This is a genomic window from Pseudomonas sp. NGC7 (assembly GCF_047159675.1).
GTDB lineage: Bacteria > Pseudomonadota > Gammaproteobacteria > Pseudomonadales > Pseudomonadaceae > Aquipseudomonas > Aquipseudomonas kermanshahensis.
Window position 1 is genome coordinate 4,751,351 of the sequence record NZ_BAAFZY010000001.1, and the last position, 22,563, is coordinate 4,773,913.

17 protein-coding genes are annotated in these 22,563 nt (G+C 63.0%); 12 read left to right on the forward strand and 5 right to left on the reverse strand.

Going from position 1 to position 22,563, the window contains the following annotated elements:
- The first annotated feature begins 140 nt into the window (after positions 1–140).
- Positions 141–2,207 carry a TonB-dependent receptor family protein gene (locus tag ACMCNM_RS21325; protein ID WP_186680771.1) on the forward strand — a complete coding sequence of 689 codons (2,067 nt, stop codon included), beginning with the start codon at positions 141–143 and terminating at the stop codon, positions 2,205–2,207.
- Positions 2,208–2,247: 40 nt separating this feature from the next.
- Here ACMCNM_RS21325 and ACMCNM_RS21330 read toward each other — a convergent pair whose 3' ends face one another.
- A complete protein-coding gene (locus ACMCNM_RS21330; RefSeq protein ID WP_027592823.1) occupies positions 2,248–2,805 on the reverse strand; it encodes an NADPH-dependent FMN reductase in 558 nt (185 codons plus the stop codon).
- A 157-nt stretch (positions 2,806–2,962) separates the two neighbouring features.
- On the opposite strand from ACMCNM_RS21330, the gene ACMCNM_RS21335 reads away from it, so the two are divergent.
- Positions 2,963–3,181 carry a hypothetical protein gene (locus ACMCNM_RS21335; protein WP_027592824.1) on the forward strand — a complete coding sequence of 73 codons (219 nt, stop codon included), beginning with the start codon at positions 2,963–2,965 and terminating at the stop codon, positions 3,179–3,181.
- On the opposite strand, the gene ACMCNM_RS21340 is transcribed toward ACMCNM_RS21335, so the two are convergent.
- From ACMCNM_RS21340 to ACMCNM_RS21355, 4 genes are all read right to left on the reverse strand, one after another.
- Complete coding sequence (locus tag ACMCNM_RS21340; protein WP_412765355.1) at positions 3,165–5,414, reverse strand: Orn/Lys/Arg decarboxylase N-terminal domain-containing protein; 2,250 nt, start codon at positions 5,412–5,414, stop codon at positions 3,165–3,167. The genes ACMCNM_RS21335 and ACMCNM_RS21340 overlap by 17 nt on opposite strands.
- Before the next feature lie 71 nt (positions 5,415–5,485).
- Positions 5,486–6,244 carry a DNA polymerase III subunit epsilon gene (gene dnaQ, locus ACMCNM_RS21345; RefSeq protein ID WP_085272590.1) on the reverse strand — a complete coding sequence of 253 codons (759 nt, stop codon included), beginning with the start codon at positions 6,242–6,244 and terminating at the stop codon, positions 5,486–5,488.
- 59 nt (positions 6,245–6,303) lie between these two features.
- Positions 6,304–6,750, reverse strand: coding sequence for a ribonuclease HI (gene rnhA / locus ACMCNM_RS21350; RefSeq protein WP_412765356.1), 447 nt, complete (start codon positions 6,748–6,750; stop codon positions 6,304–6,306).
- Positions 6,751–6,763: 13 nt separating this feature from the next.
- Complete coding sequence (locus ACMCNM_RS21355) at positions 6,764–7,537, reverse strand: class I SAM-dependent methyltransferase (protein WP_186680764.1); 774 nt, start codon at positions 7,535–7,537, stop codon at positions 6,764–6,766.
- 85 nt (positions 7,538–7,622) lie between these two features.
- Here ACMCNM_RS21355 and gloB point away from each other — a divergent pair, with 85 nt between their 5' ends.
- The 10 genes from gloB to ACMCNM_RS21405 all read left to right on the forward strand — a co-directional run bounded on the left by gloB (position 7,623) and on the right by ACMCNM_RS21405 (position 22,555).
- Positions 7,623–8,402 carry a hydroxyacylglutathione hydrolase gene (gloB, locus tag ACMCNM_RS21360; RefSeq protein ID WP_412765357.1) on the forward strand — a complete coding sequence of 260 codons (780 nt, stop codon included), beginning with the start codon at positions 7,623–7,625 and terminating at the stop codon, positions 8,400–8,402.
- Between the two features lie 100 nt (positions 8,403–8,502).
- A complete protein-coding gene (locus ACMCNM_RS21365) occupies positions 8,503–9,936 on the forward strand; it encodes a lytic transglycosylase domain-containing protein (RefSeq protein WP_027592830.1) in 1,434 nt (477 codons plus the stop codon).
- A gap of 177 nt (positions 9,937–10,113) precedes the next feature.
- On the forward strand, positions 10,114–11,943 hold the full coding sequence (locus tag ACMCNM_RS21370; protein WP_216642501.1) for an extracellular solute-binding protein: 1,830 nt from the start codon (positions 10,114–10,116) through the stop codon (positions 11,941–11,943).
- Complete coding sequence (locus ACMCNM_RS21375; protein WP_412765358.1) at positions 11,940–13,775, forward strand: extracellular solute-binding protein; 1,836 nt, start codon at positions 11,940–11,942, stop codon at positions 13,773–13,775. Before ACMCNM_RS21370 ends, ACMCNM_RS21375 begins: the two co-directional genes overlap by 4 nt.
- 1 nt (position 13,776) lies before the next feature.
- On the forward strand, positions 13,777–14,850 hold the full coding sequence (locus tag ACMCNM_RS21380) for a microcin C ABC transporter permease YejB (protein ID WP_027592833.1): 1,074 nt from the start codon (positions 13,777–13,779) through the stop codon (positions 14,848–14,850).
- A gap of 1 nt (position 14,851) precedes the next feature.
- A complete protein-coding gene (locus ACMCNM_RS21385; protein WP_027592834.1) occupies positions 14,852–15,871 on the forward strand; it encodes an ABC transporter permease in 1,020 nt (339 codons plus the stop codon).
- A gap of 1 nt (position 15,872) precedes the next feature.
- A complete protein-coding gene (locus tag ACMCNM_RS21390) occupies positions 15,873–17,483 on the forward strand; it encodes an ABC transporter ATP-binding protein (protein ID WP_027592835.1) in 1,611 nt (536 codons plus the stop codon).
- Positions 17,484–17,893: 410 nt separating this feature from the next.
- Entirely contained in the window at positions 17,894–19,936 is a 2,043-nt protein-coding gene (locus ACMCNM_RS21395) for a TonB-dependent receptor plug domain-containing protein (RefSeq protein ID WP_265967974.1), read from the forward strand.
- The gene (locus ACMCNM_RS21400; protein ID WP_412765359.1) at positions 19,923–21,224 is read left to right on the forward strand and encodes an ABC transporter substrate-binding protein; all 1,302 of its coding nucleotides are present in this window, start codon (positions 19,923–19,925) and stop codon (positions 21,222–21,224) included. Before ACMCNM_RS21395 ends, ACMCNM_RS21400 begins: the two co-directional genes overlap by 14 nt.
- Positions 21,221–22,555, forward strand: coding sequence for a di-heme oxidoredictase family protein (locus tag ACMCNM_RS21405; protein WP_412765360.1), 1,335 nt, complete (start codon positions 21,221–21,223; stop codon positions 22,553–22,555). The genes ACMCNM_RS21400 and ACMCNM_RS21405 overlap by 4 nt, the downstream gene beginning before the upstream one ends.
- Positions 22,556–22,563: the final 8 nt, after the last annotated feature.

Here is a 22,563-nt window from a genome sequence, read left to right on the forward strand (position 1 = left end):
GCCGAGCAACTTGTAAAGAACTTGCCTACAAAACCGTCTGACGAAGGTTGCGCGAGATTTACTGCAGTTCTTCGTGCTCCAAGCGCCGTTTCGCTCGTCTCAACGCCGTTGTCCATTCGCCTTTTGCCTGGAGTCGTACGATGCGTTCCGTTTTACCCCTCTCGTCTTGCCTTGGCCTGCTGGCTGCCATCACCGCCACGCCACCGGCCCTGGCCGCACAATCGGTCGAGTTGGGCCAGGTGCTGATCACCGACGAGGAGCAAAGCGAACTGACGGCCGCCAGCGAGCGTTTGCGCGAAATCCCAGGCGCCAGCAACCTGGTGGACATGCAGCGTGTGGGGCAAGGCCGGGTCGCCAGTAACCAGGATGTACTCGCCTACCAGCCTGGCGTGTTCGCGCAGTCGGCGGGCAATGACGGTATCAAGCTGTCGATCCGTGGGTCGGGCATCAACCGGGCACCCGGGGCGCACGGTTCCGGGGTCTACACGATGTTCGACGGTTTGCCGCTCACGGGCCCAGGCGGTACCCCATACGAGCTGTTCGAGCCCCTGTGGCTGAGCCGTGCCGAGGTTTTGCGCGGGGCCAATGGCTTCGATCAAGGCGCCCTGGCCCTGGGGGGCGCTATCAACTACGTCACCCATACCGGCTACGATGCCGCGCCCTTGCAGGTGCGATACGAGGTCGGCAGCCGCGGCTATCAGCATCGACACATCAGCTCTGGGCAGGTGCTGGGGAACCTCGATTACTACGTGGCGCTGACCGACTCGGAATACGACGGCTATCAGGTGCACAGCAGTGGCAGTGCCAAAGGTATTGCCGCGAACGTCGGCTACCGTTTCAACCCGAACCTGGAAACGCGTTTCTACCTGCGCTACCGGGAAACCGAGAACGACCTGGCCGGGCGCCTGACCAAGGACCAGATCAAGCATGACCCGCGTGCCGCCAACGCGGCCTACCTGGCGCGCGACGACAGCCGCCCGCAACCGGGCAGCACCTGGGTGGCCAACAAGACCACCTTCTACCTCGAGGACGATGCCCGGGTGGAAGCCGGGCTGGTCTATCACGACTTCCCAATGGACCTGCGCGAAGGCCCGATGCGCCTGAAGGTCGCTTACACCGATGTCAGCGGCACCCTGAACTACTTCCGCCGCGACACCCTGCTGGGTCGCGAGAGCAAAACCACCCTAGGCTGGCGAACCACCAAACACCTGCCCAACAGTGGTGCTTCGCAATTTGCCCGCACCAGCGGCGATAACTTCGGCGCACGCAGCCGCGACTTCAGCTACCAGGGCTCGGACACCGTGTTACATGCAGGCAACGATCTGGAGCTGATCCCGGACCTGTGGCTGACCACCGGCCTGGCGATGATCTATACCCGCCGCGAAAGCGACGTCAGCTACCCGCTCACGGGTGGCAAGGTCAGCCAGCATGACTGGGACTACGCGCCGCGCCTGGGCCTGCGCTACGACATCAGCCCGCAACTGCAGGTTTACGGCAACCTGAGCCGCTCGGTCGAGCCGCCACACCCCTGGTCGCTGATCTGGAGCTCACCGGTAGCGACGCAGCCGATCGACCTGCAAAATCAGACAGCCACCACGCTGGAGCTCGGCGCGCGCGGCGACTCGGCGTTGGGGCGTTGGGACCTGGCCTGGTATTACTCGCAAGTGCGCCACGAACTGTTGGCCGTGGAAATCGTGCCAGGCCTGCCGGCCAAAGAGATCAATGCCAGCGCCACCGTGCACCAGGGTGTCGAGGCAGGCCTGGACACTACGCTGTGGGAGCGAGCAGGCACAGGCAAGCTGAGCCTGCGCCAGGCCTACACCTTCAGTGACTTCCACTACCGTGACGACGAGCAGTTCGGTGACAACCGCCTGCCAGGCATCCCCATGCACTACTACCAGGGTGAGCTGCGTTATGACTGGCCCAACGGCTTCTATGCCGGGGTCAACACGCAGATGGCGTCGAAGGTGCAGGTGGATTATGCCAACAGCTATCACGCCGACGCCTACGCCTTGCTGGGCGCGCGCCTGGGTTGGGACTCACCGAAACAGGACTGGCAGACCTGGCTGGACCTGCGCAACCTGACCAACAAACGCTACGCCGCGACAGTAACGCCAGGCTACAACGACGCCGGGCAGGACATTGCCCGCTCGACGCCGGGTGAAGGGTTTGGGGTTTATGCGGGGGTTTCCTACAGCTTCCGATAAACGCCGGGGCCGCCATGCGCCCCCGCACCTGAACAGGGCTTCAGACCGCCCTGTTCAACTTCACCCACGCAGCGAACTTGTCGACAAACCCCTGCAGAAACGGCCGCGTCTTATCATTGAGTTTGCCGGATTCCTCGAACAGGTTCGCCGCGCCCCCCAGGTACGCCTCAGGCATCTGCATGCAAGGCATATCGAGAAACACCAGCGACTGGCGCACGGCATGGTTGGCACCAAAGCCGCCAATGGCCCCCGGCGACACACTCACCACTGCCGTCGGCTTGCCGCTCCAAGCGCTTTCGCCATAAGGGCGTGAGCCAACATCGATTGCGTTCTTCAGGCAACCCGGCACCGAACGGTTGTACTCCGGCGTGACGAACAGCACAGCGTCACTGCGGCTAATCTCGTCACGAAAGCGCTTCCAGGACGCTGGCGCGGTGGCCTCGACGTCTTCGTTATACAGGGGCAGATCGCCAATCTCGACAATCTTCAAGGCAAGGCTGGACGGCGCCAGCTCCGAAAGTGCGCGGGCTACCTTGCGGTTGTAGGAATCCTTGCGCAAGCTGCCGACGACGACCGCTACCGAATACACCTGGCTCATGGCGATTTCCAACCTTTGCTGGCTAAGAGGACGTTGTAGTTATAGATGACCGTTTCTCGGCGCTTTGGTTTTTTTTCCACCCGGCGAAAACTTCCGGGTATCTTGTACGGTCTATGTTTCCAGACATTTCTTACGTAATTCAGAGGTTTTCACCCAAATGGCAGCAGTAATGGTCGGCCAATTCCACGCCCGTGACGCCGAAGGCCGCATCTACCCCGTCCACGAGTTCCAAGAGTCGACCCTCCAGGTCGACGGCAGCACATTGGGCGCGCCAATCACTACCTATCGCCTGGCCATCGGCGATCGGGTCAACCACCTGGGCGAAAACCGTTTCGAGCTGGCACAGACCGGCGTCGAGATCATTCGTATTCCTTGATGCAATCCACGGTGTAGCGACCGTTTTCGTTCTGCAGGCCATGCACGTCGGCGACGAAACCGGGGAAGCCATCGTTGAACGCCCGGGCAAATGCCAGGTAGTCGAGTATCGAGCGGGTCGCTTCGGTGAACCGCTCTCCCGGCATGATCAACGGAATGCCAGGCGGATACGGCACCAGCATCACCGCTGCTACCCGCCCCAGCAGGGCCTCGATCGGGACGGCCTCCACTTCGCCGCGCACCATCTGGTCATACGCCCGGGCCGGGCTGACAGCCACCTCCGGCAAACGCGTGAACAGCCGCTTGAGCTGCTTGGCCGTGGCATTGGCGCGGTAGCATTCGTGCAACTGGTCACACAGGTCGCGCAGCCCTATCCCCTGATAACGTGAGGCATCGGCTGCCACCACACTGGGCAGGCAGGCGTTCAACCGCGTGTTGCCATCGTAGTGGCGCTTGAACTCCAGCAACTCGGTCAGCAAGGTGCTCCATTTGCCCTTGGTGATGCCCATGGAGAACAGCACCAGGAAGCTGTACAGGCCGGTCTTTTCTACCACCAGCCCACGCTCCCAGAGAAACTTGCTGACCACCGCTGCCGGAATACCCTGTTCGCCCAGCACACCGCCTGCGCTCAAACCGGGCATGACCAAGGTCACCTTAAGCGGGTCGAGCAGCACGTAGTTGCCCGCCACCTCCCCAAAACCATGCCACTCTGCCCCTGGCTGCAGCAGCCAGTCCTGCGCGGCCAGGTGCTGGATGCCTTCTGCCGTCGGCGGCTGCCAGATGCTGAACCACCAGTCGGCGGCAGCGATGTGCGTGCGCAGATTGGCCAGCGCGCGGCGAAAGCTCAGCGCCTCGTCGAACATTTCTTGCAACAGCGAACGCCCGGCCGGACCTTCCATCATGGTCGAGGCCACGTCCAGCGACGCCAGGATGCTGTACTGCGGCGAGGTCGAGATGTGCATCATGAACGCTTCATTGAAGCGATCCCGGTCCAGCTGGCGCCTGGCGCCGTCCTGCACATGAATCATCGACGCCTGGCTGAACGCCGCCAGCAACTTGTGCGTGGAATGGGTGCTGAACACCAGCGGGCTGTCGGCCGCGCAAGCGGTGCCCATGGCGTAGCGCCCCTCGAAGAACTCATGAAACGCCGCATAAGCGAACCAGGCCTCGTCAAAGTGCAGCACCTCGACGCTGGCACCGAGCGTCTGCTTGATCAGCCCGGCGTGATAGCACAGGCCGTCGTAGGTGGAATTGGTCACCACCGCCAGCTTGATGCGCTGCCCGCGGTCACGGGCCAGGGGGTTGGCCTGGATCTTTGCCTGGATCGAAGCTGGGCTGAATTCACTGAGCGGGATCGGGCCGATGATGCCCAACTCATTGCGTTCCGGGCAAAGATAGATCGGGATGGCCCCGGTCATGATGATCGCGTGTACCACCGACTTGTGGCAGTTGCGGTCCACCAGCACCAGGTCATCACGGCCGACCATGGCGTGCCAGACGATCTTGTTGGCGGTGGAGGTGCCGTTGATCACGAAGAAGGTGTGGTCGGCACCAAAATTACGCGCGGCCCTGGCCTCTGCCTGGGCCAGCGGGCCGGTGTGATCAAGCAACGAACCCAGCTCTGGCACCGAGACTGACAAGTCCGAGCGCAGGGTGTTTTCCCCAAAAAACTGATGGAAGGCTTGGCCAACAGGGCTCTTGTGATAAGCCACGCCGCCGCCGTGGCCCGGTGTATGCCAGGAGTAATTGGATTGCGCGGTGTGCTGCACCAGGGCTTTGAAAAAGGGCGGCAGCAGGCCGTCGAGGTAGCCGTGGGCAGCGCGGGCCACCTGGCGTGCGAGAAACGGCACGGTGTCTTCGAACAGATACAGAATGCCGCGCAACTGGTTCAGCTCGCTCATGACCTCGGCGGGGGCGTTTTCCAGGGTGACCTGTTCGCCCAAGGCGAAAATCGGCAGGTCTGGCGCGCGCAAGCGGGCCAGGCGAATCAGCTCGGCCATGTTCTGCAGCAGGTGGGTATTTTCGCCCACGCCTTCGGCTGCGATCAGCATGCAGGCAAGGCCGTGATGGGTGGCGGCGACCAGTCGCGCTTCGGCGTGGTCCGCTGCGGCCAAAATGGCGAAGCCATCTTGGCTCAACTCTTCGGCAATCCCCCGTATGCGGTCACCGGCGACGCTGTCGGCCTTGATCGCACGGTGGACGATGAGGATGGGGAACTTGAGGTCCTTGTACATCAGGCAACTACCTCTGAAGGACGGGCTGTCCTTTTCAGGGTAGTTGCAGGTGCGGCCTTGTGTGCTGGGGTTTAGCCCGCAGAGGCCTCGGTCAACGCCTGCCACATCGAAGGCGCCCCGGCCGACTTGGCAATTGCCGCCAGCCGCTCGGCATGCGCCTCGAGCTCTTCGGCACTGGCCATGATCACCCGCCCGGGCGCACGGCCGGTAATGCGGCGAATCTCGCTGCCGCCACTGCCCTGCCCTTCGTTATCACCTTCAGCGCCATTGCCAGCCAGCGACAGGCTGGTCTGGCCACCGGTCATCGCCAGGTAGACGTCGGCCAGCAGTTCCGAGTCGAGCAAAGCGCCGTGCAGCTCACGGCCCGAGTTGTCGATGTCGTAGCGTTTGCACAGGGCGTCGAGGCTGTTGCGCTGCCCCGGGTGCCGGGAACGCGCCAGCAGCAGGGTATCGAGAATGGTGCAATGCTGCGAAAGGTCGGCGCGGTCGTGCTGGCCCAGCAGGGCGAACTCGTTGTTGATGAAGCCGACGTCGAACGCCGCGTTGTGGATGACCAGCGTGGCGCCCTGGATGAATTCGAAGAACTCCTCGGCGACCTCGGCGAACCGCGGCTTGCCGATCAGGAAGGTGTCGGTGATGCCGTGAACACCAATGGCGCCTTCGTCACTCTCGCGATCGGGCTGCAGGTAAACGTGGAAATGCCGCCCGGTCAGGCGACGGCCAATGACCTCGACACAACCGATCTCGATGATGCGATGGCCTTCACTGACCGGCATACCGGTGGTTTCGGTATCGAGAATGACCAGGCGTTTATCTTGCTGCTGCTCCACGCGGGGGCTCCCACTTGCTTCAGTGACAAAAGTGACAAAGCCGAGGATTGTACCCCAGCTCAGCGCGCGGCGCGCACCTCATCCACCCCACGGTTGGCCAGTTGGTCGGCGCGTTCGTTGCCCGGGTGGCCAATGTGGCCGCGCACCCACTTCCAGCTCACCTTGTGCCGGTTGACCTGTTCGTCGAGCATTTGCCAAAGGTCGGCGTTTTTCACCGGCTCCTTGGCGGCGGTCTTCCAGCCGCGCTTCTTCCAGTTGACCATCCATTCGTTGATGCCCTTCATCACGTACTGCGAGTCGGTGGTCAGCACCACCTCGCATTCACGCTTGAGCGACATCAGGCCCTGGATCGCGGCCATCAGCTCCATGCGGTTGTTGGTGGTCTCGCGTTCGCCGCCCCACAGTTCCTTCTCGACGCCCTTGTAGATCATCAGCACGCCCCAGCCGCCAGGGCCCGGGTTGCCCTTGCAGGCGCCATCGGTAAACATTTCGACGCTATCGCTCATGTACCACTCTTGTTCAGTGCTTTTCAGAATCAGGATTGGCCGCCGTACGGTTGACCTTGGCCAGCGGCAGCGGCAGCAGTTTGCCCATGGGTTCGCGGCGCTCCAGGCGCAACGGCCGCAGGCCGACCACCATCTTGCGCGCCACCAGCAGGTAGACGCCGCCGCCCGAGGTTTGCCAGTTGCCTGCCGCGCGTTCCCAGCCCGCCAGGCGTTGCTGCCAGGCCGGCGAGGCAAGCGGCGGACGATAGCACCCGAAGCGGCGTTTCTCCAGCGCGAAACCCAGCAGGTTGAGCCAGTCGCCCACCCGCGACGCCGAGATACAGCGCGCCTTGCGCAGGGCGCCATGGCTGAACAGGTGGCGCATGCCCCACCCGCTCCAGGGGTTGATACCGATGATCAGCAGATGCCCACCCGGGCGAACGGCGCTGGCGGCCTCGCGCAACAGGCCATGGGGTGACAGGCTGAAGTCCAGGCCATGCTGCAGCACCACCACGTCGGCGGCGTGCTCGCTCAACGGCCAGGCTTGCTCCTCACAGACGATCTCCACCCCCGGCAGCGGTGCCCCGAGGCGCACGTTGCGTTGCACCTGAGGGGCGCTGGGCGGCGCTTCGGCGCAGGGCCCATAGTGCACCAGGTAACCGCCGAAGAAGCGCCCGAGCTCTTCTTCCAGCAGTTTTTCTTCTTCCTTGAGCATCAGTTGCCCGAGCGGGCCGTTGAACCACTCACGGGCCAGGCTGATCAGCTCGACCCAGTCGGGGTCGGCCTGGGCAAAGGCTTGGTCGGTCATTGCGTTCTCCCTCGAAGGTTCTCGCGCCACGCCATCGCGGCTAAGATGCCCTCATGTCCCACGCTTGGCGATACGGATCCGCACCATGATACAGATCGATGCTCTCCCCGCTTTCTCCGACAACTACATCTGGTTGTTACAGGATACTGCCAAACGCCGCTGTGCGGTGGTCGACCCTGGCGATGCCGGCCCAGTGGAAGGATGGCTGGCGGCCCACCCCGACTGGGTGTTGACCGATATTCTGGTCACCCACCACCATAACGACCATGTCGGCGGTGTCGAACGGCTCAAGCAACTGACCGATGCCAAGGTCTACGGCCCGGCCAACGAGCGCATCCCCGCCCGCGATGTAGCGCTGGCGGACGGCGATGAAATCACGGTACTCGGCGTGCCCTTCCAGGTCATCGGCGTGCCCGGGCACACACTTGGCCATATCGCCTTCTATTCGGCGCAACCGGCAACGCCCCTGCTGTTCAGTGGCGATACCCTGTTCGCGGCCGGCTGTGGGCGCATGTTCGAGGGCACCGCCGAACAGATGCACCCGTCGCTGCAGCGCCTGGCCGCCCTGCCCGAGCACACCGAGGTGTATTGCGCCCACGAATACACGCTGAGCAACCTGCGTTTTGCCAAAGCCGTCGAACCGCAAAACCTGCACGTTCTGCAACGCTTCGACGAGGTTACCCAGCTGCGCGCCGAAAATCGCATCACATTGCCATCAACGATCGGCTTGGAACGCCTGACGAACCCCTTTATTCGCACGACTGAAACATCCGTTAAACAAAAAGCAGACGAATGGAAGGGACATTCAAACACCACGCATGTCGCTGTTTTTGCTGCCTTGAGGTCTTGGAAGGACACCTTCTGATAACCTCAAGATATATCGCATGTGCGGCACAACGGTTGACCCGGCGGGTAGCGGTTTCTAGAATCGCCGAAATTTTTCGCCCGGAAACCTGTCCCAGCCGATGCCTTCCCGTAGCCGCAGAACCTCTCATTCCGTCGCCCTGACGCGCCTGGCCCAGATCAGTGCGCTGGCCCTGGCCGCCACCTTGGTGGGCTGCCAGAGCACCCGTCAGCTCGACGAATCCGATAGCGTTCGCGCGCACAACTACCAGGCGCGGATCAAGCACAAACCGGCACCGCTGCTGGTCAAACCAGCCGAGCAGGCGCCGCAGGACGTGTGGGAACGCATGCGCCAAGGCTTCGCCCTGCAGGACAGCATCGACGTCAACCCGCGCATCGAACAGCAGCGCCTGTGGTTTGCCAGCAACCCACGCTTCATCGAAAGCGCGGGCGAGCGTGGCAGCCTCTACCTGCACTACATTGTCGAACGCCTCGAAGAGCGCGACATGCCGCTGGAACTGGCCCTGCTGCCAGCCATCGAAAGCGCCTACAACCCGATGGCCTACTCGCGTGCCCATGCAGCGGGCATGTGGCAGTTCATCCCGTCCACCGGGCGCCACTTCAACCTGCGCCAGACCAATTTCTACGACGGCCGCCGCGACGTGACCGCGTCGACCAACGCCGCACTGGACTACCTGAGCCGCCTGCACGACATGTTCAACGGTGACTGGCTGCTGGCCCTGGCGGCCTACAATGCCGGTGAAGGTACCGTCAGCCGTGCGATCGAGCGCAACGAACGGCTCGGCCTGCCGACCGACTACTGGAACCTGCCACTGCCGCAGGAAACCCGCGACTACGTGCCCAAGCTTTTGGCCCTGTCGCAAGTGGTGTCCACGCCTGACGCTTATGGCGTCAACCTGAACCCGATCGCCAACGAACCCTACTTCGAGGCGGTGGCCATCAATGATCGCCTAGACCTGTCGCGCGTTGCCGCCTTTGCCGACATCGACGAAGACGAGCTGATCCAGCTCAACCCGGCCTTCAAGAAGCGCATGACCGTGGACGGTCCCCAGCAACTGCTGGTACCGACTGCCAAAGCGCAATTGCTGTCCGCCAGCCTGTCCAACCTCAAGCCTGAGCAATTGGTCAGCCTGCAACCGAACAAGGCCGTGTTCGCCCGCGCCGTGGCCGAAGCCAAGGCACCCGCGACGGCCGCGCGCAGCTACCGGGTAAAACGGGGCGACAACTTGGGCAGCATCGCCAAGGCCAACCGGGTGTCGGTCCGGGACATCAAGCGCTGGAACCGCATGTCGGGCAACAGCCTGAAGGCAGGCCAGGTATTGGCACTGCGCGGTGGTAATGCGCCGAGCGCCGCGGGCAACCGGGTAGCGGCGTCTTCGCAGCGTTCAACCCAATACAAGGTGCGCAAGGGCGACTCGCTGTACCTCGTGGCCAAGCGCTTCAATGTCGAGATGAAGCACCTCAAACGCTGGAACCCGCGCAGCGGGCATGCGCTAAAACCCGGTCAGACGCTGACGGTTTACCTGTCGCATTGATGTAACGCCAGGGGCCGCGCAGCGGCCCTTTCGCGTCGCAAGGCTGCTCCTACAGGTACAGCGTTACCTGCACTGGGCTTTCCCGCCAATACCGCCTTCAAAACCTCTCTTTTTCCAACCCCACCAAGCTGTTACTGTACTCGATCAAAGCCCAACGCCTCTGGATCGGATGCCGACTTGATACGTCCCCTCCTGCTGTCAATCAGCCTGGCCTTGAGCTTTCCCGCCGTCGCGATGGTGAGCGAAAGCCACGGATACGCGCAGTTCGGCACGCTCAAGTACCCAGCCACATTCACCCACTTCGACTGGGTCAACCCGCAAGCGCCTAAAGGCGGCACCTTGCGGGCTATGGCATTCGGTACCTTCGACACGCTCAACCCTTACACCTTCAAGGGATCGAGCCCGATTACCACGCCAAACTTCCAGCAATATGGCATCAGCGAGCTGAACGAGCCGTTGATGATCGGCACCGGGCAGTACGACCCCTCGGGCGACGAACCGACCTCAAGCTACGGCCTGATCGCACGCTCGGTGGAGTACAGCGAGGACCGCAGCTGGGTCGTGTTCAACCTGCGCCCGCAGGCACGCTTCCATGACGGCCACCCGATCACCTCGGCGGACGTCGCGTTCTCCTATCGCACGCTGCTCAAGGATGGCCACCCCCTCTACCGCACCAACCTGCAGGAAGTGCAACGGGTAGACATACTTGGCCCCTTGCGCATCCGCTTCGTCTTCAAGCGCGCCGGCAACCCGCTGCTGATCCTGCGCCTGGGCGAAATGCCGGTGCTGCCCAAGCATTACTGGCAGGGCCGCGACTTCAAGGCGACCACCTTCGAGCCGCCGCTGGGCAGCGGCCCCTACCGCATTACCCAGGTTGAGCCTGGCCGGCGGCTGGTGTTCGAACGGGTGAAGAACTACTGGGGCAAGGACCTCGCCGTCAACCGTGGCAAGTACAACTTCAAGCGGGTCGAATACGAGTTCTACCGTGACGCCACCGTGGCGTTCGAAGCGTTCAAGGCCGGCGAATTCGATATCTATATCGAACACCAGGCCAAAAACTGGGCCAATGGCTACAACTTCCCGGCGGTGCGCCGCGGCGATGTGATCAAGGCACAGATCCCGCACCGTATTCCGACCCAGACCCAAGGCCTGTTCATGAACAGCCGCAGGGCCACGTTCAGCGACCCGCGCGTGCGCCAGGCACTGGGCCTGATGCTCGACTTCGAGTGGACCAACCGCGCCCTGTTCAGCAGCGCCTACCGCCGTTCGACCAGCTACTACCCCAACAGCGAATTCGCCGCCAGCGGCCTGCCCACCGGCAAGGAATGGCTGCTGCTGGCACCGTTCCGCGACCAACTGCCCGAAAAGCTCTTCAGCGAGCCCTACAAGGTCAGCCAGACCGATGGCCGCGGCATCAACCGCCAAACCCTGCGCCAAGCCCTGGCCCTGCTCGGCGAAGCGGGCTGGAAGCTAAACGGCCAGCGCCTGGTGGACAGCAAAGGCCAGCAGTTGCGCCTGGAGCTGCTGCTGGTAAACCCGAACCTCGAACGTATCCTGCAACCTTATGTCGAAAATCTGTCCAGCATCGGTATCGACGCACGCTTGCGCACCGTGGACCGCGCCCAGTACAAACAACGCCTGGACCAGTTCGATTTCGACATGATTCTGATGACCCTGAACCAGACCTTGAGCCCAGGCCTAGAACAGTGGCTGTACTTTCACTCAAGCCAAGCCGCGACCAAGGGCAGCAAGAACTATGCTGGGGTCAAGGACCCGGTGGTCGACCACCTGCTCGACACCTTGCTCGCCGCGCGCACCCGCGACGACCAGGTCGCCGCCGCCCGCGCCTTGGACCGCGTGCTTTCATGGCAGTACTACATGATCCCCAACTGGTATCTCGACAATCACCGCCTGGCCTACCGCAACCGGTTCGCCTTTGTCACCACGCCGCCCTACACCCTCGGGCTGAACAGCTGGTGGATCAAGCCTTCGGAGAAAGCCAAATGATGCCAACGCACCGCCTGCGCCAGCTGGCCGGCAGCCTGCTGCTCGCGTGCCTAAGCCTGCCCACGCTGGCCGCCCCCCAACACGCACTGACGCTCTACGACGAGGCGCCGAAATACCCCGCCGACTTCAAGCATTTCGACTACGTGAACCCCGATGCGCCCAAGGGCGGCACGTTCCGCCAGTCCAGCTTCGGCGGCTTCGATAGCCTCAACCCCTTCATCAACAAGGGTGTGGCCGCCGAAAACATCAGCGTCATCTACGACACCCTGATGCGCCAGAGCCAGGACGAGCCGTTCACCGAATACGGCCTGGTTGCCGGCAAAATCGAAAAAGCCCCGAACAACAGCTGGGTACGCTTCTACCTGCGCCCCGAAGCCCGCTTCCATGACGGCCACCCGATGCGTGCCGACGACGTGGTCTTCACCTTCAATGCCCTGATCAAGGACGGCGCGCCGCTGTACCGCCAGTACTACGCCGACGTTGCCGAAGTGGTCGCCGAAGACCCGCTGCGGGTGCTGTTCAAGTTCAAGCACCAGAACAACCGCGAACTGCCGCTGATTCTCGGCCAGCTGCCTGTGCTACCCAAACACTGGTACGAAAACCGCGACTTCAACCGCGGCAACCTGGAAATACCGCTGGGCAGCGGCCCGTACAAGGTCGCCGAGGTCAAGGCCGGGCGTACCATCCGCTACGAGCGGGTCAAGGACTACTGGGCCAAGGACCTGCCGATCAACCGTGGTCAGTTCAACTTCGATGCCATGACCTTCGACGCTTACCGCGACACGGCCGTAGCGCTGGAGGCATTGAAGGCTGGGGCGTTCGACTACGCGCTCGAGGTAAGCGCAAAAAACTGGGCCACCGCCTACAACGTCCCGGCGGTCCGCGATGGCCGCTTGATCAAGGAAGAGCTGCCCAACGGCAACCCCACCGGCATGCAGGGTTTCATCTTCAACCTGCGCAAACCGGTCTTCCAGGACATCCGCGTGCGCCAGGCGCTGAGCCTGCTGCTGGACTTCGAGTGGACCAACAAGCAGCTGTTCAACGGTGCCTACACCCGCACCGGCAGCTACTTCGAAAACTCCGACATGGCCGCCAGGGGCGTGCCCTCCCCTGACGAGCTGAAAATACTCGAACCGCTGCGCGGCAAGGTGCCCGAGCAGGTCTATAGCGAGGCGTTCCACAACCCGGTCACCGACGCCAGCGGCATGATCCGTGAACAGCAGCGCCAGGCCTACAAGCTTCTGCAGGAGGCCGGCTGGAAAATCGTCGACGACAAGATGGTCGACAAGGACGGCAAGCCGGTGTCCATCGAGTTCCTGCTGGCCCAGACCGAATTCGAGCGCATTCTGCTGCCGTTCAAACGCAACCTTGCCGACTTGGGCATTGACCTGAACATCCGCCGGGTCGACGTTTCGCAATACATCAACCGCCTGCGCTCACGCGACTACGACATGATCGTCGGCGGTTACCCGCAATCCAATTCGCCAGGCAACGAACAGCGCGAGTTCTGGTCCAGCGCCGCCGCCGACAACCCCGGCAGCCGCAACTTCATCGGCCTGCGTGACCCGGCCATCGACCAACTGGTGGAACAGTTGATCAACGCCGACTCACGCCAGAGCCTGATCAACCACGCACGGGCGCTGGACCGCGTGCTGCTGTGGGGCTACTACGTGATCCCCAACTGGCACATCAAGACCTGGCGCGTGGCCTACTGGAACCACATCGGCCACCCGAGCGTCTCGCCCAAGTACGACATCGGCATCGACACCTGGTGGATCAAGCCTGGCGTGACCCCAGCCGTCACCGATGCCTCTGCGGGCGAGGCCAACTGAGATGCTGGCCTATATCCTGCGCCGCCTGCTGCTGATCATCCCGACCCTGTTCGGCATCCTGATCATCAACTTCATCATCGTCCAGGCCGCGCCCGGCGGCCCGGTCGAGCAAATGATCGCCAAGCTCGAAGGCTTCGAAGGCGCTACCAGCCGCATCGCCGGCGGCGGCGCCGAAGTCTCGGTGGCCGGTTCCAGCTACCGCGGCGCGCAGGGCCTGGACCCGGCGCTGATTGCCGAGATCGAGCGTATGTACGGCTTCGACAAGTCACCGCCCGAACGCCTCTGGATCATGATCAAGAACTACGCCCAGCTGGATTTTGGCGACAGCTTCTTCCGCGATGCCAAGGTCATCGACCTGATCATCGAGAAGATGCCGGTGTCGATCTCGCTAGGGTTATGGAGCACCCTGATCATGTACCTGGTGTCCATCCCCCTGGGCATCGCCAAGGCCGTGCGCCACGGCAGCCACTTCGACGTCTGGACCAGTTCGGCGATCATCGTCGGCTACGCCATCCCGGCGTTCCTGTTCGCCATCCTGCTGATTGTATTGTTCGCCGGTGGCAGCTACTTCGACTGGTTCCCGCTGCGGGGGCTGACCTCGAACAACTTCGATGAACTGTCCACCACCGGCAAGGTGCTCGACTACTTCTGGCACCTGGTGCTGCCGATCACCGCACTGGTCATCGGCAACTTCGCCACCATGACCCTGCTGACCAAAAACAGCTTCCTCGACGAGATCAACAAGCAGTACGTGGTCACCGCCAAGGCCAAAGGCCTGAGCCGCTCGCGGGTGCTGTACGGGCATGTGTTCCGTAACGCCATGCTGCTGGTGATCGCCGGCTTCCCCTCGGCCTTCATCGGCATCTTCTTCACAGGCTCGCTGCTGATCGAGGTGATTTTCTCGCTCGACGGCCTGGGCCTGATGAGCTTCGAGGCGGCCATCAACCGCGACTACCCGGTGGTCTTCGGCACCCTGTTCATCTTCACCCTGCTAGGGCTGGTGGTGAAACTGATCGGCGACCTGACCTACACCCTGGTCGATCCACGCATCGACTTCGCCAGCCGGGAGCACTGACATGGCACTGTCCCCTCTCAACCGCCGGCGCTTCGAGCGCTTCAAGGCCAACCGCCGCGGCTGGTGGTCGTTGTGGCTGTTCCTCATCCTGTTCGGCCTGAGCCTGGGCGCCGAGCTGATCGCCAACGACAAACCGATTGCCGTGCGTTACGACGGCGAGTGGTACTTCCCTGCGTTCAAGCGCTACCCGGAGACCACCTTTGGCGGCGAGTTCCCGCTGGAGGCCAACTACAAGAGCCCGTACATCCGCGAACTGCTGGCCAAGAAAGACAGCTTCGTGCTGTGGGCGCCAATCCCCTTCAGTTACCAAAGCATCAACTACGACCTCAAGGTCCCGGCCCCCGCCCCGCCTTCGGCGGACAACTGGCTGGGCACCGATGACCAGGGCCGTGATGTGATGGCGCGGGTGATCTACGGCTTCCGCGTGTCGGTGCTGTTCGCCCTGACCCTGACCATCCTCAGTTCCATCGTCGGCGTCATCGCCGGGGCCTTGCAGGGCTTTTATGGCGGCTGGGTCGACCTGGCCGGTCAGCGCTTTCTGGAGATTTGGTCGGGCTTGCCGGTGCTGTACCTGCTGATCATCCTCGCAAGCTTCGTGCAGCCCAACTTCTGGTGGCTGCTGGGGATCATGCTGCTGTTCTCGTGGATGAGCCTGGTGGACGTGGTGCGCGCCGAGTTCCTGCGTGGCCGCAACCTTGAATACGTGCGCGCCGCCCGCGCCCTGGGCATGCGCAATGGCGCGATCATGTACCGGCACATTCTGCCCAACGCGATGATCTCGACCATGACCTTCATGCCGTTCATCCTCACCGGCGCCATCGGCACGCTGACCGCCCTGGACTTCCTCGGCTTCGGCCTGCCCGCTGGCTCGCCGTCGCTGGGCGAACTCGTCGCCCAAGGCAAATCCAACCTGCAGGCGCCATGGCTGGGCATCAGCGCCTTCGCCGTGCTGGCGGTGATGCTGAGCTTGCTGGTGTTCATCGGCGAATCCGCCCGCGATGCCTTCGACCCAAGGAAATGACATGAGCGAACATAACCTGATCGAAGTGCGTGATCTCGCGGTGGAGTTCGTCACCGGCGAGCAGGTCAACCGGGTGGTCGACGGCATCAGTTTCGACATCCGCAAGGGCGAGACCCTGGCCCTGGTCGGCGAGAGCGGCTCGGGCAAATCGGTGACCGCCCACTCGATCCTGCGCCTGCTGCCCTACCCCCTCGCCCGCCACCCCAGCGGCAGCATCCGCTACGAGGGCAAAGACTTGCTGCAGCAGAGCGAGAAGGCCTTGCGGCATATCCGTGGCAACCGCATTGCCATGATCTTCCAGGAGCCGATGACCTCGCTGAACCCGCTGCACTGCATCGAGAAGCAGATCAACGAAATCCTGCTGCTGCACAAAGGCCTGACCGGCAAGGAAGCCACCGCACGCACGCTGGAGCTGTTGGAACTGGTCGGGATTCCCGAACCGCGCAAGCGCCTCAAGGCCCTGCCGCACGAGTTGTCCGGTGGGCAGCGGCAGCGGGTAATGATCGCCATGGCGCTGGCCAACGAGCCAGAACTGCTCATTGCCGACGAACCCACCACCGCGCTGGACGTGACCGTGCAGTTGAAGATTCTCGACCTGCTCAAGGAGCTGCAGGCGCGGTTGGGCATGGCGCTGCTGTTGATCAGCCATGACCTGAACCTGGTGCGGCGCATTGCCCACCGCGTGTGCGTGATGCAGCGCGGGCAGATTGTCGAGCAGGCGGATTGCGCGACGCTGTTCAGTGCGCCGCAGCATCACTACACGCAGATGCTGATCAATGCCGAACCCAGCGGCCAACCTGCCCACAACCCAGTCGGCGCGCCGTTGCTGGAGGTGGATGACCTCAAGGTCTGGTTCCCCATCAAAAAAGGCTTCTTGCGGCGCACCGTGGACCATGTGAAGGCGGTGGACGGCATCAACTTCAGCTTGCCCCAGGGGCAGACGCTGGGGATTGTCGGCGAGAGTGGCTCGGGCAAGTCGACGCTCGGGCTGGCCATCTTGCGCTTGATTTCAAGCCAGGGCGGCATTCGCTTTCACGGCCAAGACCTCGCCGGGCTGAACCAGAAGGCAGTACGCCCACTGCGGCGAGAAATGCAGGTGGTGTTCCAAGACCCGTTTGGCAGCCTCAGCCCACGCATGTGCGTGGCAGACATCGTAGGTGAAGGGTTGCGAATTCACCGCATCGGCACCGCTGAAGAGCAGGAAGCGGCGATCATTGCTGCGTTGGAGGAAGTGGGGCTGGACCCGCGGACACGGCACCGCTACCCGCACGAGTTCTCGGGCGGGCAGCGCCAGCGCATTGCGATTGCCCGGGCGTTGGTGTTGAAACCGGCGTTGATCCTGCTGGATGAACCCACCTCGGCGCTGGACCGCACGGTGCAGCGGCAGGTGGTGGAGTTGCTACGCAGCCTGCAGCAGAAGTACAACCTGACCTACCTGTTCATCAGCCATGACCTGGCAGTGGTCAAGGCGCTGAGCCATCAGTTGATGGTGATCAAGCAGGGGCAGGTGGTGGAGCAAGGGGATGCGCAGGCGATCTTCCACGCGCCGCAGCATGCGTATACGCGGCAGTTGTTGGAGGCGGCGTTTTTGGAAGTTGAGACGGCGGGCTAGGTTTCGGAGCGTTGTTTGATCCTCAAGGCATACGCCTTCCACTGTAGGAGCAGCCTTGTGCTGCGAAGAGGCCGGTGGCAGCGCTGAAGATTCCCGGTGGGGTCACGGGCCTCTTCGCAGCACAAGGCTGCTCCTACACAGATCGCGCATGACCGGAGGGGCACCATTGCGACCTCCCTCCCTACCGATCTCGGCACACGCTATATATTTTTGTATACATCGTTGTAACCACCCGTAAACAACGCTAGGATTCCCCGCGGTTGGCCATCTGCCATCCTGCCATCTTTTTTGCGATCGCTGACTGATCACGCCCTGGGGAGGTCGTGGTCGGTTAATTTCGCCTATCGCTATATACAACAATATATAACGTTGCCAGGCCCGCCACCGCCATGGCCGACCCAGGAGCAGTAATGAAGCCGCTAACACCGCGCACCGTGATGGTTGCCGTCGCAGCCCTCGGTGCTCAACCCGCTGTCGCCGAACAGAACAACACCTTCAACCTCGGCGAAATCCAGATTTCCGCACCACGGGACGAAACGCTGTCCACGGGTGGTAGCGTCATCGACTTGAAAGACATTCGGCTGCACGACCGCGAGACCGTCGGCAGCGCACTCACATTGGCCCCTGGGGTCAACCTCGGTTACATCGGTGGTCGCGCCGAGCAGGTGGTATTCGTGCGCGGTTTCGATCGCCTGCAGGTGCCGGTGTTCATCGACGGCATTCCCACCTACGTACCTTACGACGGCAACATCGACCTGGGGCGTTTCACCACCTACGACCTGTCACGCATCCAGGTGGACAAGGGCTTCGCCTCACTGCTGTACGGCCCCAACACCCTGGGCGGGGCGATCAACCTGGTGACCCGCCGCCCCACGCAAGCGTTCGAGGGCGAAGTGGGTGGGGGGCTGGAGCTGACCGATCACGGTAACGTGAATGCCTACCGCAGTTACGCCAACGTGGGTTCCAACCAGGGCCTGTGGTGGGTTCAGGGCGGCGTGTCGTATGTCGATTACGACTACACCCTGCTGCCCGATGACTTCAAGCCAACCAACAACCAGCAGGGCACGGGGCGGCGCGAGAACAGCAACCACCGCGACAGCAAATTCAGCTTCAAAGTGGGCTTCACCCCCAGTGAAACCGATGAATACGTGCTCGGCTACGTTCAGCAGGAAGGCAGCAAGGGCCAACCGCCGTATGCCGGCGACCTGCCGACCACCGGCCAACGTGCGCGCTGGTGGGAGTGGCCGCGGTCGGACAATACCAGTGTGTTCATCGCCACCAAGACCGGCTTTGGCGAGCACGCCCTGAAAACGCGCGTGTACCACGACACCTTCAAGAACTCGCTGGAAAGCTTCACCTATCGCAATGGCGTGGTCGGCGCTTTGCAGCCGGGCTTCCCCAGTAAATACGATGACGAGAGCAGCGGCTTTTCGGTGGAAGGCGACTTGGCCTTGAGCGAGGCCAACCGCCTGGGCATTGCCTATCACTTCAAAGACGATGTGCATCGCTCGCGTGATGGCGCCAACCCCCAGACCCACTTCCGCGACCAGACTCAGTCGATTGCCCTGGAAGACACCCTGCGCCTGAACGACATCTTCAGCGTGGTGGGCGGCGTCTCGTACAACTACCGCAAGAGCCTGGACGCACAGAACTACGGCACCAACGCCAGCTCGCCATCGCAGGCCACGCTCTACGACGAACCCACCGGCAGCAACGACGCCGTCAACGCGCAACTGGGCCTGTTCGCCAATACCAACCCGCTGCTGGGCACCCACGACGACGGCCAACTGCGCCTGACCGTGGCACGCAAAAGCCGCTTCGCGACCATCAAGGACCGCTACTCGACGCGCTTCGGCACGGTGATCCCCAGCCCCGACTTGAAGTCTGAGCGGGCGACTCACTATGAGCTCGGCTACAGCGGCCAGATCGCCCCGCAATGGAAGCTGGACGCCGCGCTGTTCGTGGCCAACATCGAGGACTCCATTCAAAACGTCACGGTACCCGCGCAGCCTAACTGCGCTGCGCCCTGCGGCCAGTACCAGAACATTGCCAAAGCGCGAAACCAGGGTGTGGAGCTTGGCATCAACGGCGACCTGGGCAACTGGGAATTGGCGGCAAACTACACCTGGCTCGACCGCGAGAACCTCAGCGACCACGACCTGCACCCGACCGATACCCCACGCCACAGCGCGTTCGGCTCGGCCTCGTGGCATCTGGGTGACTGGCAACACACTGCCAGCGTGGAAGCCGCATCGCGTCGCTACAACACCTCGGACGGCAACCAGATGGCGCCCGGCTACGCGGTGTACAACCTCAAGAGTGGCTACCGCTTCAGCAACGATGTGCTGATCGAGGGCGGCATTCGCAACCTGTTCGACCGGCTGTATGAGTACAGCGAGGGCTACCCTGAAATGGGCCGTCAATACTTCGTGCAATTCAATGTGCCGCTGTAACCGCTGGCTGGCGGGCCTGCTGCTGACGGTCAGCACGCTGCTGAACGCTGCCCCGCAAACCGTGGTGGTCATGACCAGCTACCCCGAAGAGGTGATGACGCGGATCGAGGATGGCTTTGCTCAAGCCCACCCAGGCTATCGCCTGCACATCCTCTGGCGCCAGGGCTTCGATGCCCTGCCCTATCTGCTGCAAGCACAGCAGGGCGGTGTCGATGTCTATTGGGCACCGTCGCCGGGCAACTTCGCCCGGCTGGCGAACGCCGGTAGCTGGCAACCCCTGGGGATCAGCCTGCAGGGCCTGCCGGCACAGATCGGTGGTTTGTCATTGCGTGACCAACGCCAGCTGTACCAGGCAACCGAGCTCGCGGGCTATGGCTTTGCCATCAACGCCACGTCGCTGGGCGAACTGGGGGTTCCGGTACCAAGGGACTGGCCAGACTTGCTCGACCCACGACTGCGCGGGCGCATTGCGCTACCAGATCCAGGCCGGGTCGGCTTTGCGCCGGTCCTGCTGGATATCGTCTTGCGTGCCTATGGCTGGGAACGTGGCTGGGCCCTCTGGAGTGAACTGGCCGGCCAGGCGCGCCTGGTAACGCGGGGTGGCACCCTGGTCAGTGATGAAGTGACCAGCGGGCGTGCAGCCGTCGGGTTGTCGATCGATTTCTTTGTCGCCTCGGCCAAAGCCAATGGCGAGCCGGTGGATTTCGTCTATCCGGCCCATGGCGGCCTTAACCCTGCATTCATCGCCATTACAGCCCACAGCCAGGCATTGGCGGGTGCCCGAGCGTTTGCGCAGTTCGTGCTGTCGGAAGCAGGCCAAGGGCTGCTGGCCGATGCCGATATCCGCAAACTGCCCGTGCGCCCCAGTGTCTATCGGCAGTTGCCGGCGGACTACCATGACCCGTTCGTTGCTGCCGGCCTGGGCGCCTATGACTACGGCAACGGTAGCTCACGCGAACGCCTGGCCTTGATCAGCTCATTGTTCACCCACTGGCTCGGCATGCCCCATGAAGCCTTGGGCGAGCTCTGGGCTCGGCTGCACGCGGCCGAAGCAGCTGGGCTGGACGTCACCGCCATACGCCAACAGTTGACTGCACCGCCCCTGGATGCCGAACAAGCCGAAGCGAAGCCCTTGCTGGCACTGTTCGCGGCGCGCCAGGACCAGGGCATGACGCAAGCGCCGGCCACCGACGCGGACGAACTCGGCCGCCGGGAAATCAGCTGGCAGTTCCAGGCCGCGCTTCACCGAGCAGAGGCAGCCCGTTTGCTCGATGGTTTGGGGCAGTGACTGCCGTACGCGCCGCCTGGTTGATGATGGGTTTGCTGACGAGCCTGCTCGCCAGCGCCGCGACCACGCACACCGCGGCCAACCGTGAAGCCTACGCCCAGCCGTTCACCGGGCTGGACGAAGGCCAACTGGAACGCTTCTTCCGCGGGCGCAGCCTGTTCCGCCAGGCTTGGGTGGTTGCACCGTCCCGAGACGAGGCGGTGGATGGCCTTGGGCCGCTGTACAACCGGGTGTCGTGCATCGCCTGCCACCCCAAGAACGGCCGCGGCCAGGCACCTGAACACGGGCAGCCGATGCGCAGCATGTTGCTGCGCTTGTCCCTGCCGGGGCACGACGACCATGGCGGGCCAAAGCCTCACCCCCTCTACGGCGATCAGTTGAACGATCAGGGTGTGCCTGGCGTGCTGGGTGAAGGGCGCGCCCATGTGCACTGGGAGGAGCAGGCGGTGCCGCTGGGCGATGGCGAAACCGTCATGCTGCGCAAGCCGCGTGTCGAGCTGCGTGAGCTGGCTTATGGGCCATTGGACGCGGTGTTAACGTCGGCACGCGTGGGTTCGCCGGTCATTGGCCTTGGTTTGCTGGAGGCTATCGATGAGCGCACCCTGCACGCCATGGCCTCCGAAGCCAAACCAGATGGCGTTACGGGGCAGGTCAATCAGGTGTGGAGTGTCGAGCGACAACGCACCGAGGCAGGCCGCTTTGGCCTCAAGGCCAACCAACCGGACCTGCGCCAACAAATCGCCCACGCCATGCTGGGTGATCTTGGCATCACGTCCCCGCTCGCCCCCGTGCAGAACTGCACGCCCACTCAACTGGCCTGTGCCCAAGCAGCGCATGGCGGCGAGCCGGAGTTGGACGCCCTGCAACTCGGCGACCTGCATTTCTACCTCGCTCACCTGGCCGTACCGGCCCGTCGACAACAGGCCGAACCTGCGGTCATTGAGGGCGAAAAACTGTTCACTGCCAGTGGCTGCACCGCCTGTCACCGCCCCGAGCTGATCACCGGCACACACCCGCTTTATCCCGCCCTGACACAGCAACGCATCGCGCCGTATACCGACCTGTTACTGCACGACATGGGCCCCGGCCTGGCCGATGGCCGTGAAGACTCTCTCGCCAACGGTCGGCAGTGGCGCACGGCGGCGTTGTGGGGGCTTGGCCTGAGCGAACGGATTACCCCCGGCAGCGGCTATCTGCACGACGGCCGAGCGCGCACCCTGGAAGAAGCGATTGTCTGGCATGGCGGTGAAGCAGAAGTGGCCCGGCAACGCTATGCGGCGCTGAGCAAAGGCGAGCGGCAGGCGATACGTGCGTTTCTTGAATCTTTGTAGCGCTTGCA

Bases quoted from the DNA above. Each gene is read 5' to 3' on its own strand.
- ACMCNM_RS21400 (WP_412765359.1), top strand. From the start codon at position 19,923: ATGTGCCGCTGTAACCGCTGGCTGGCGGGCCTGCTGCTGACGGTCAGC.
- ACMCNM_RS21390 (WP_027592835.1), top strand. From the start codon at position 15,873: ATGAGCGAACATAACCTGATCGAAGTGCGTGATCTCGCGGTGGAGTTC.
- ACMCNM_RS21395 (WP_265967974.1), top strand. From the start codon at position 17,894: ATGAAGCCGCTAACACCGCGCACCGTGATGGTTGCCGTCGCAGCCCTC.
- ACMCNM_RS21380 (WP_027592833.1), top strand. From the start codon at position 13,777: ATGCTGGCCTATATCCTGCGCCGCCTGCTGCTGATCATCCCGACCCTG.
- rnhA (WP_412765356.1), bottom strand. From the start codon at position 6,750: ATGAGCGATAGCGTCGAAATGTTTACCGATGGCGCCTGCAAGGGCAAC.
- ACMCNM_RS21335 (WP_027592824.1), top strand. From the start codon at position 2,963: ATGGCAGCAGTAATGGTCGGCCAATTCCACGCCCGTGACGCCGAAGGC.
- ACMCNM_RS21375 (WP_412765358.1), top strand. From the start codon at position 11,940: ATGATGCCAACGCACCGCCTGCGCCAGCTGGCCGGCAGCCTGCTGCTC.
- ACMCNM_RS21330 (WP_027592823.1), bottom strand. From the start codon at position 2,805: ATGAGCCAGGTGTATTCGGTAGCGGTCGTCGTCGGCAGCTTGCGCAAG.
- ACMCNM_RS21340 (WP_412765355.1), bottom strand. From the start codon at position 5,414: ATGTACAAGGACCTCAAGTTCCCCATCCTCATCGTCCACCGTGCGATC.
- ACMCNM_RS21385 (WP_027592834.1), top strand. From the start codon at position 14,852: ATGGCACTGTCCCCTCTCAACCGCCGGCGCTTCGAGCGCTTCAAGGCC.
- ACMCNM_RS21325 (WP_186680771.1), top strand. From the start codon at position 141: ATGCGTTCCGTTTTACCCCTCTCGTCTTGCCTTGGCCTGCTGGCTGCC.
- ACMCNM_RS21365 (WP_027592830.1), top strand. From the start codon at position 8,503: ATGCCTTCCCGTAGCCGCAGAACCTCTCATTCCGTCGCCCTGACGCGC.
- ACMCNM_RS21355 (WP_186680764.1), bottom strand. From the start codon at position 7,537: ATGACCGACCAAGCCTTTGCCCAGGCCGACCCCGACTGGGTCGAGCTG.
- gloB (WP_412765357.1), top strand. From the start codon at position 7,623: ATGATACAGATCGATGCTCTCCCCGCTTTCTCCGACAACTACATCTGG.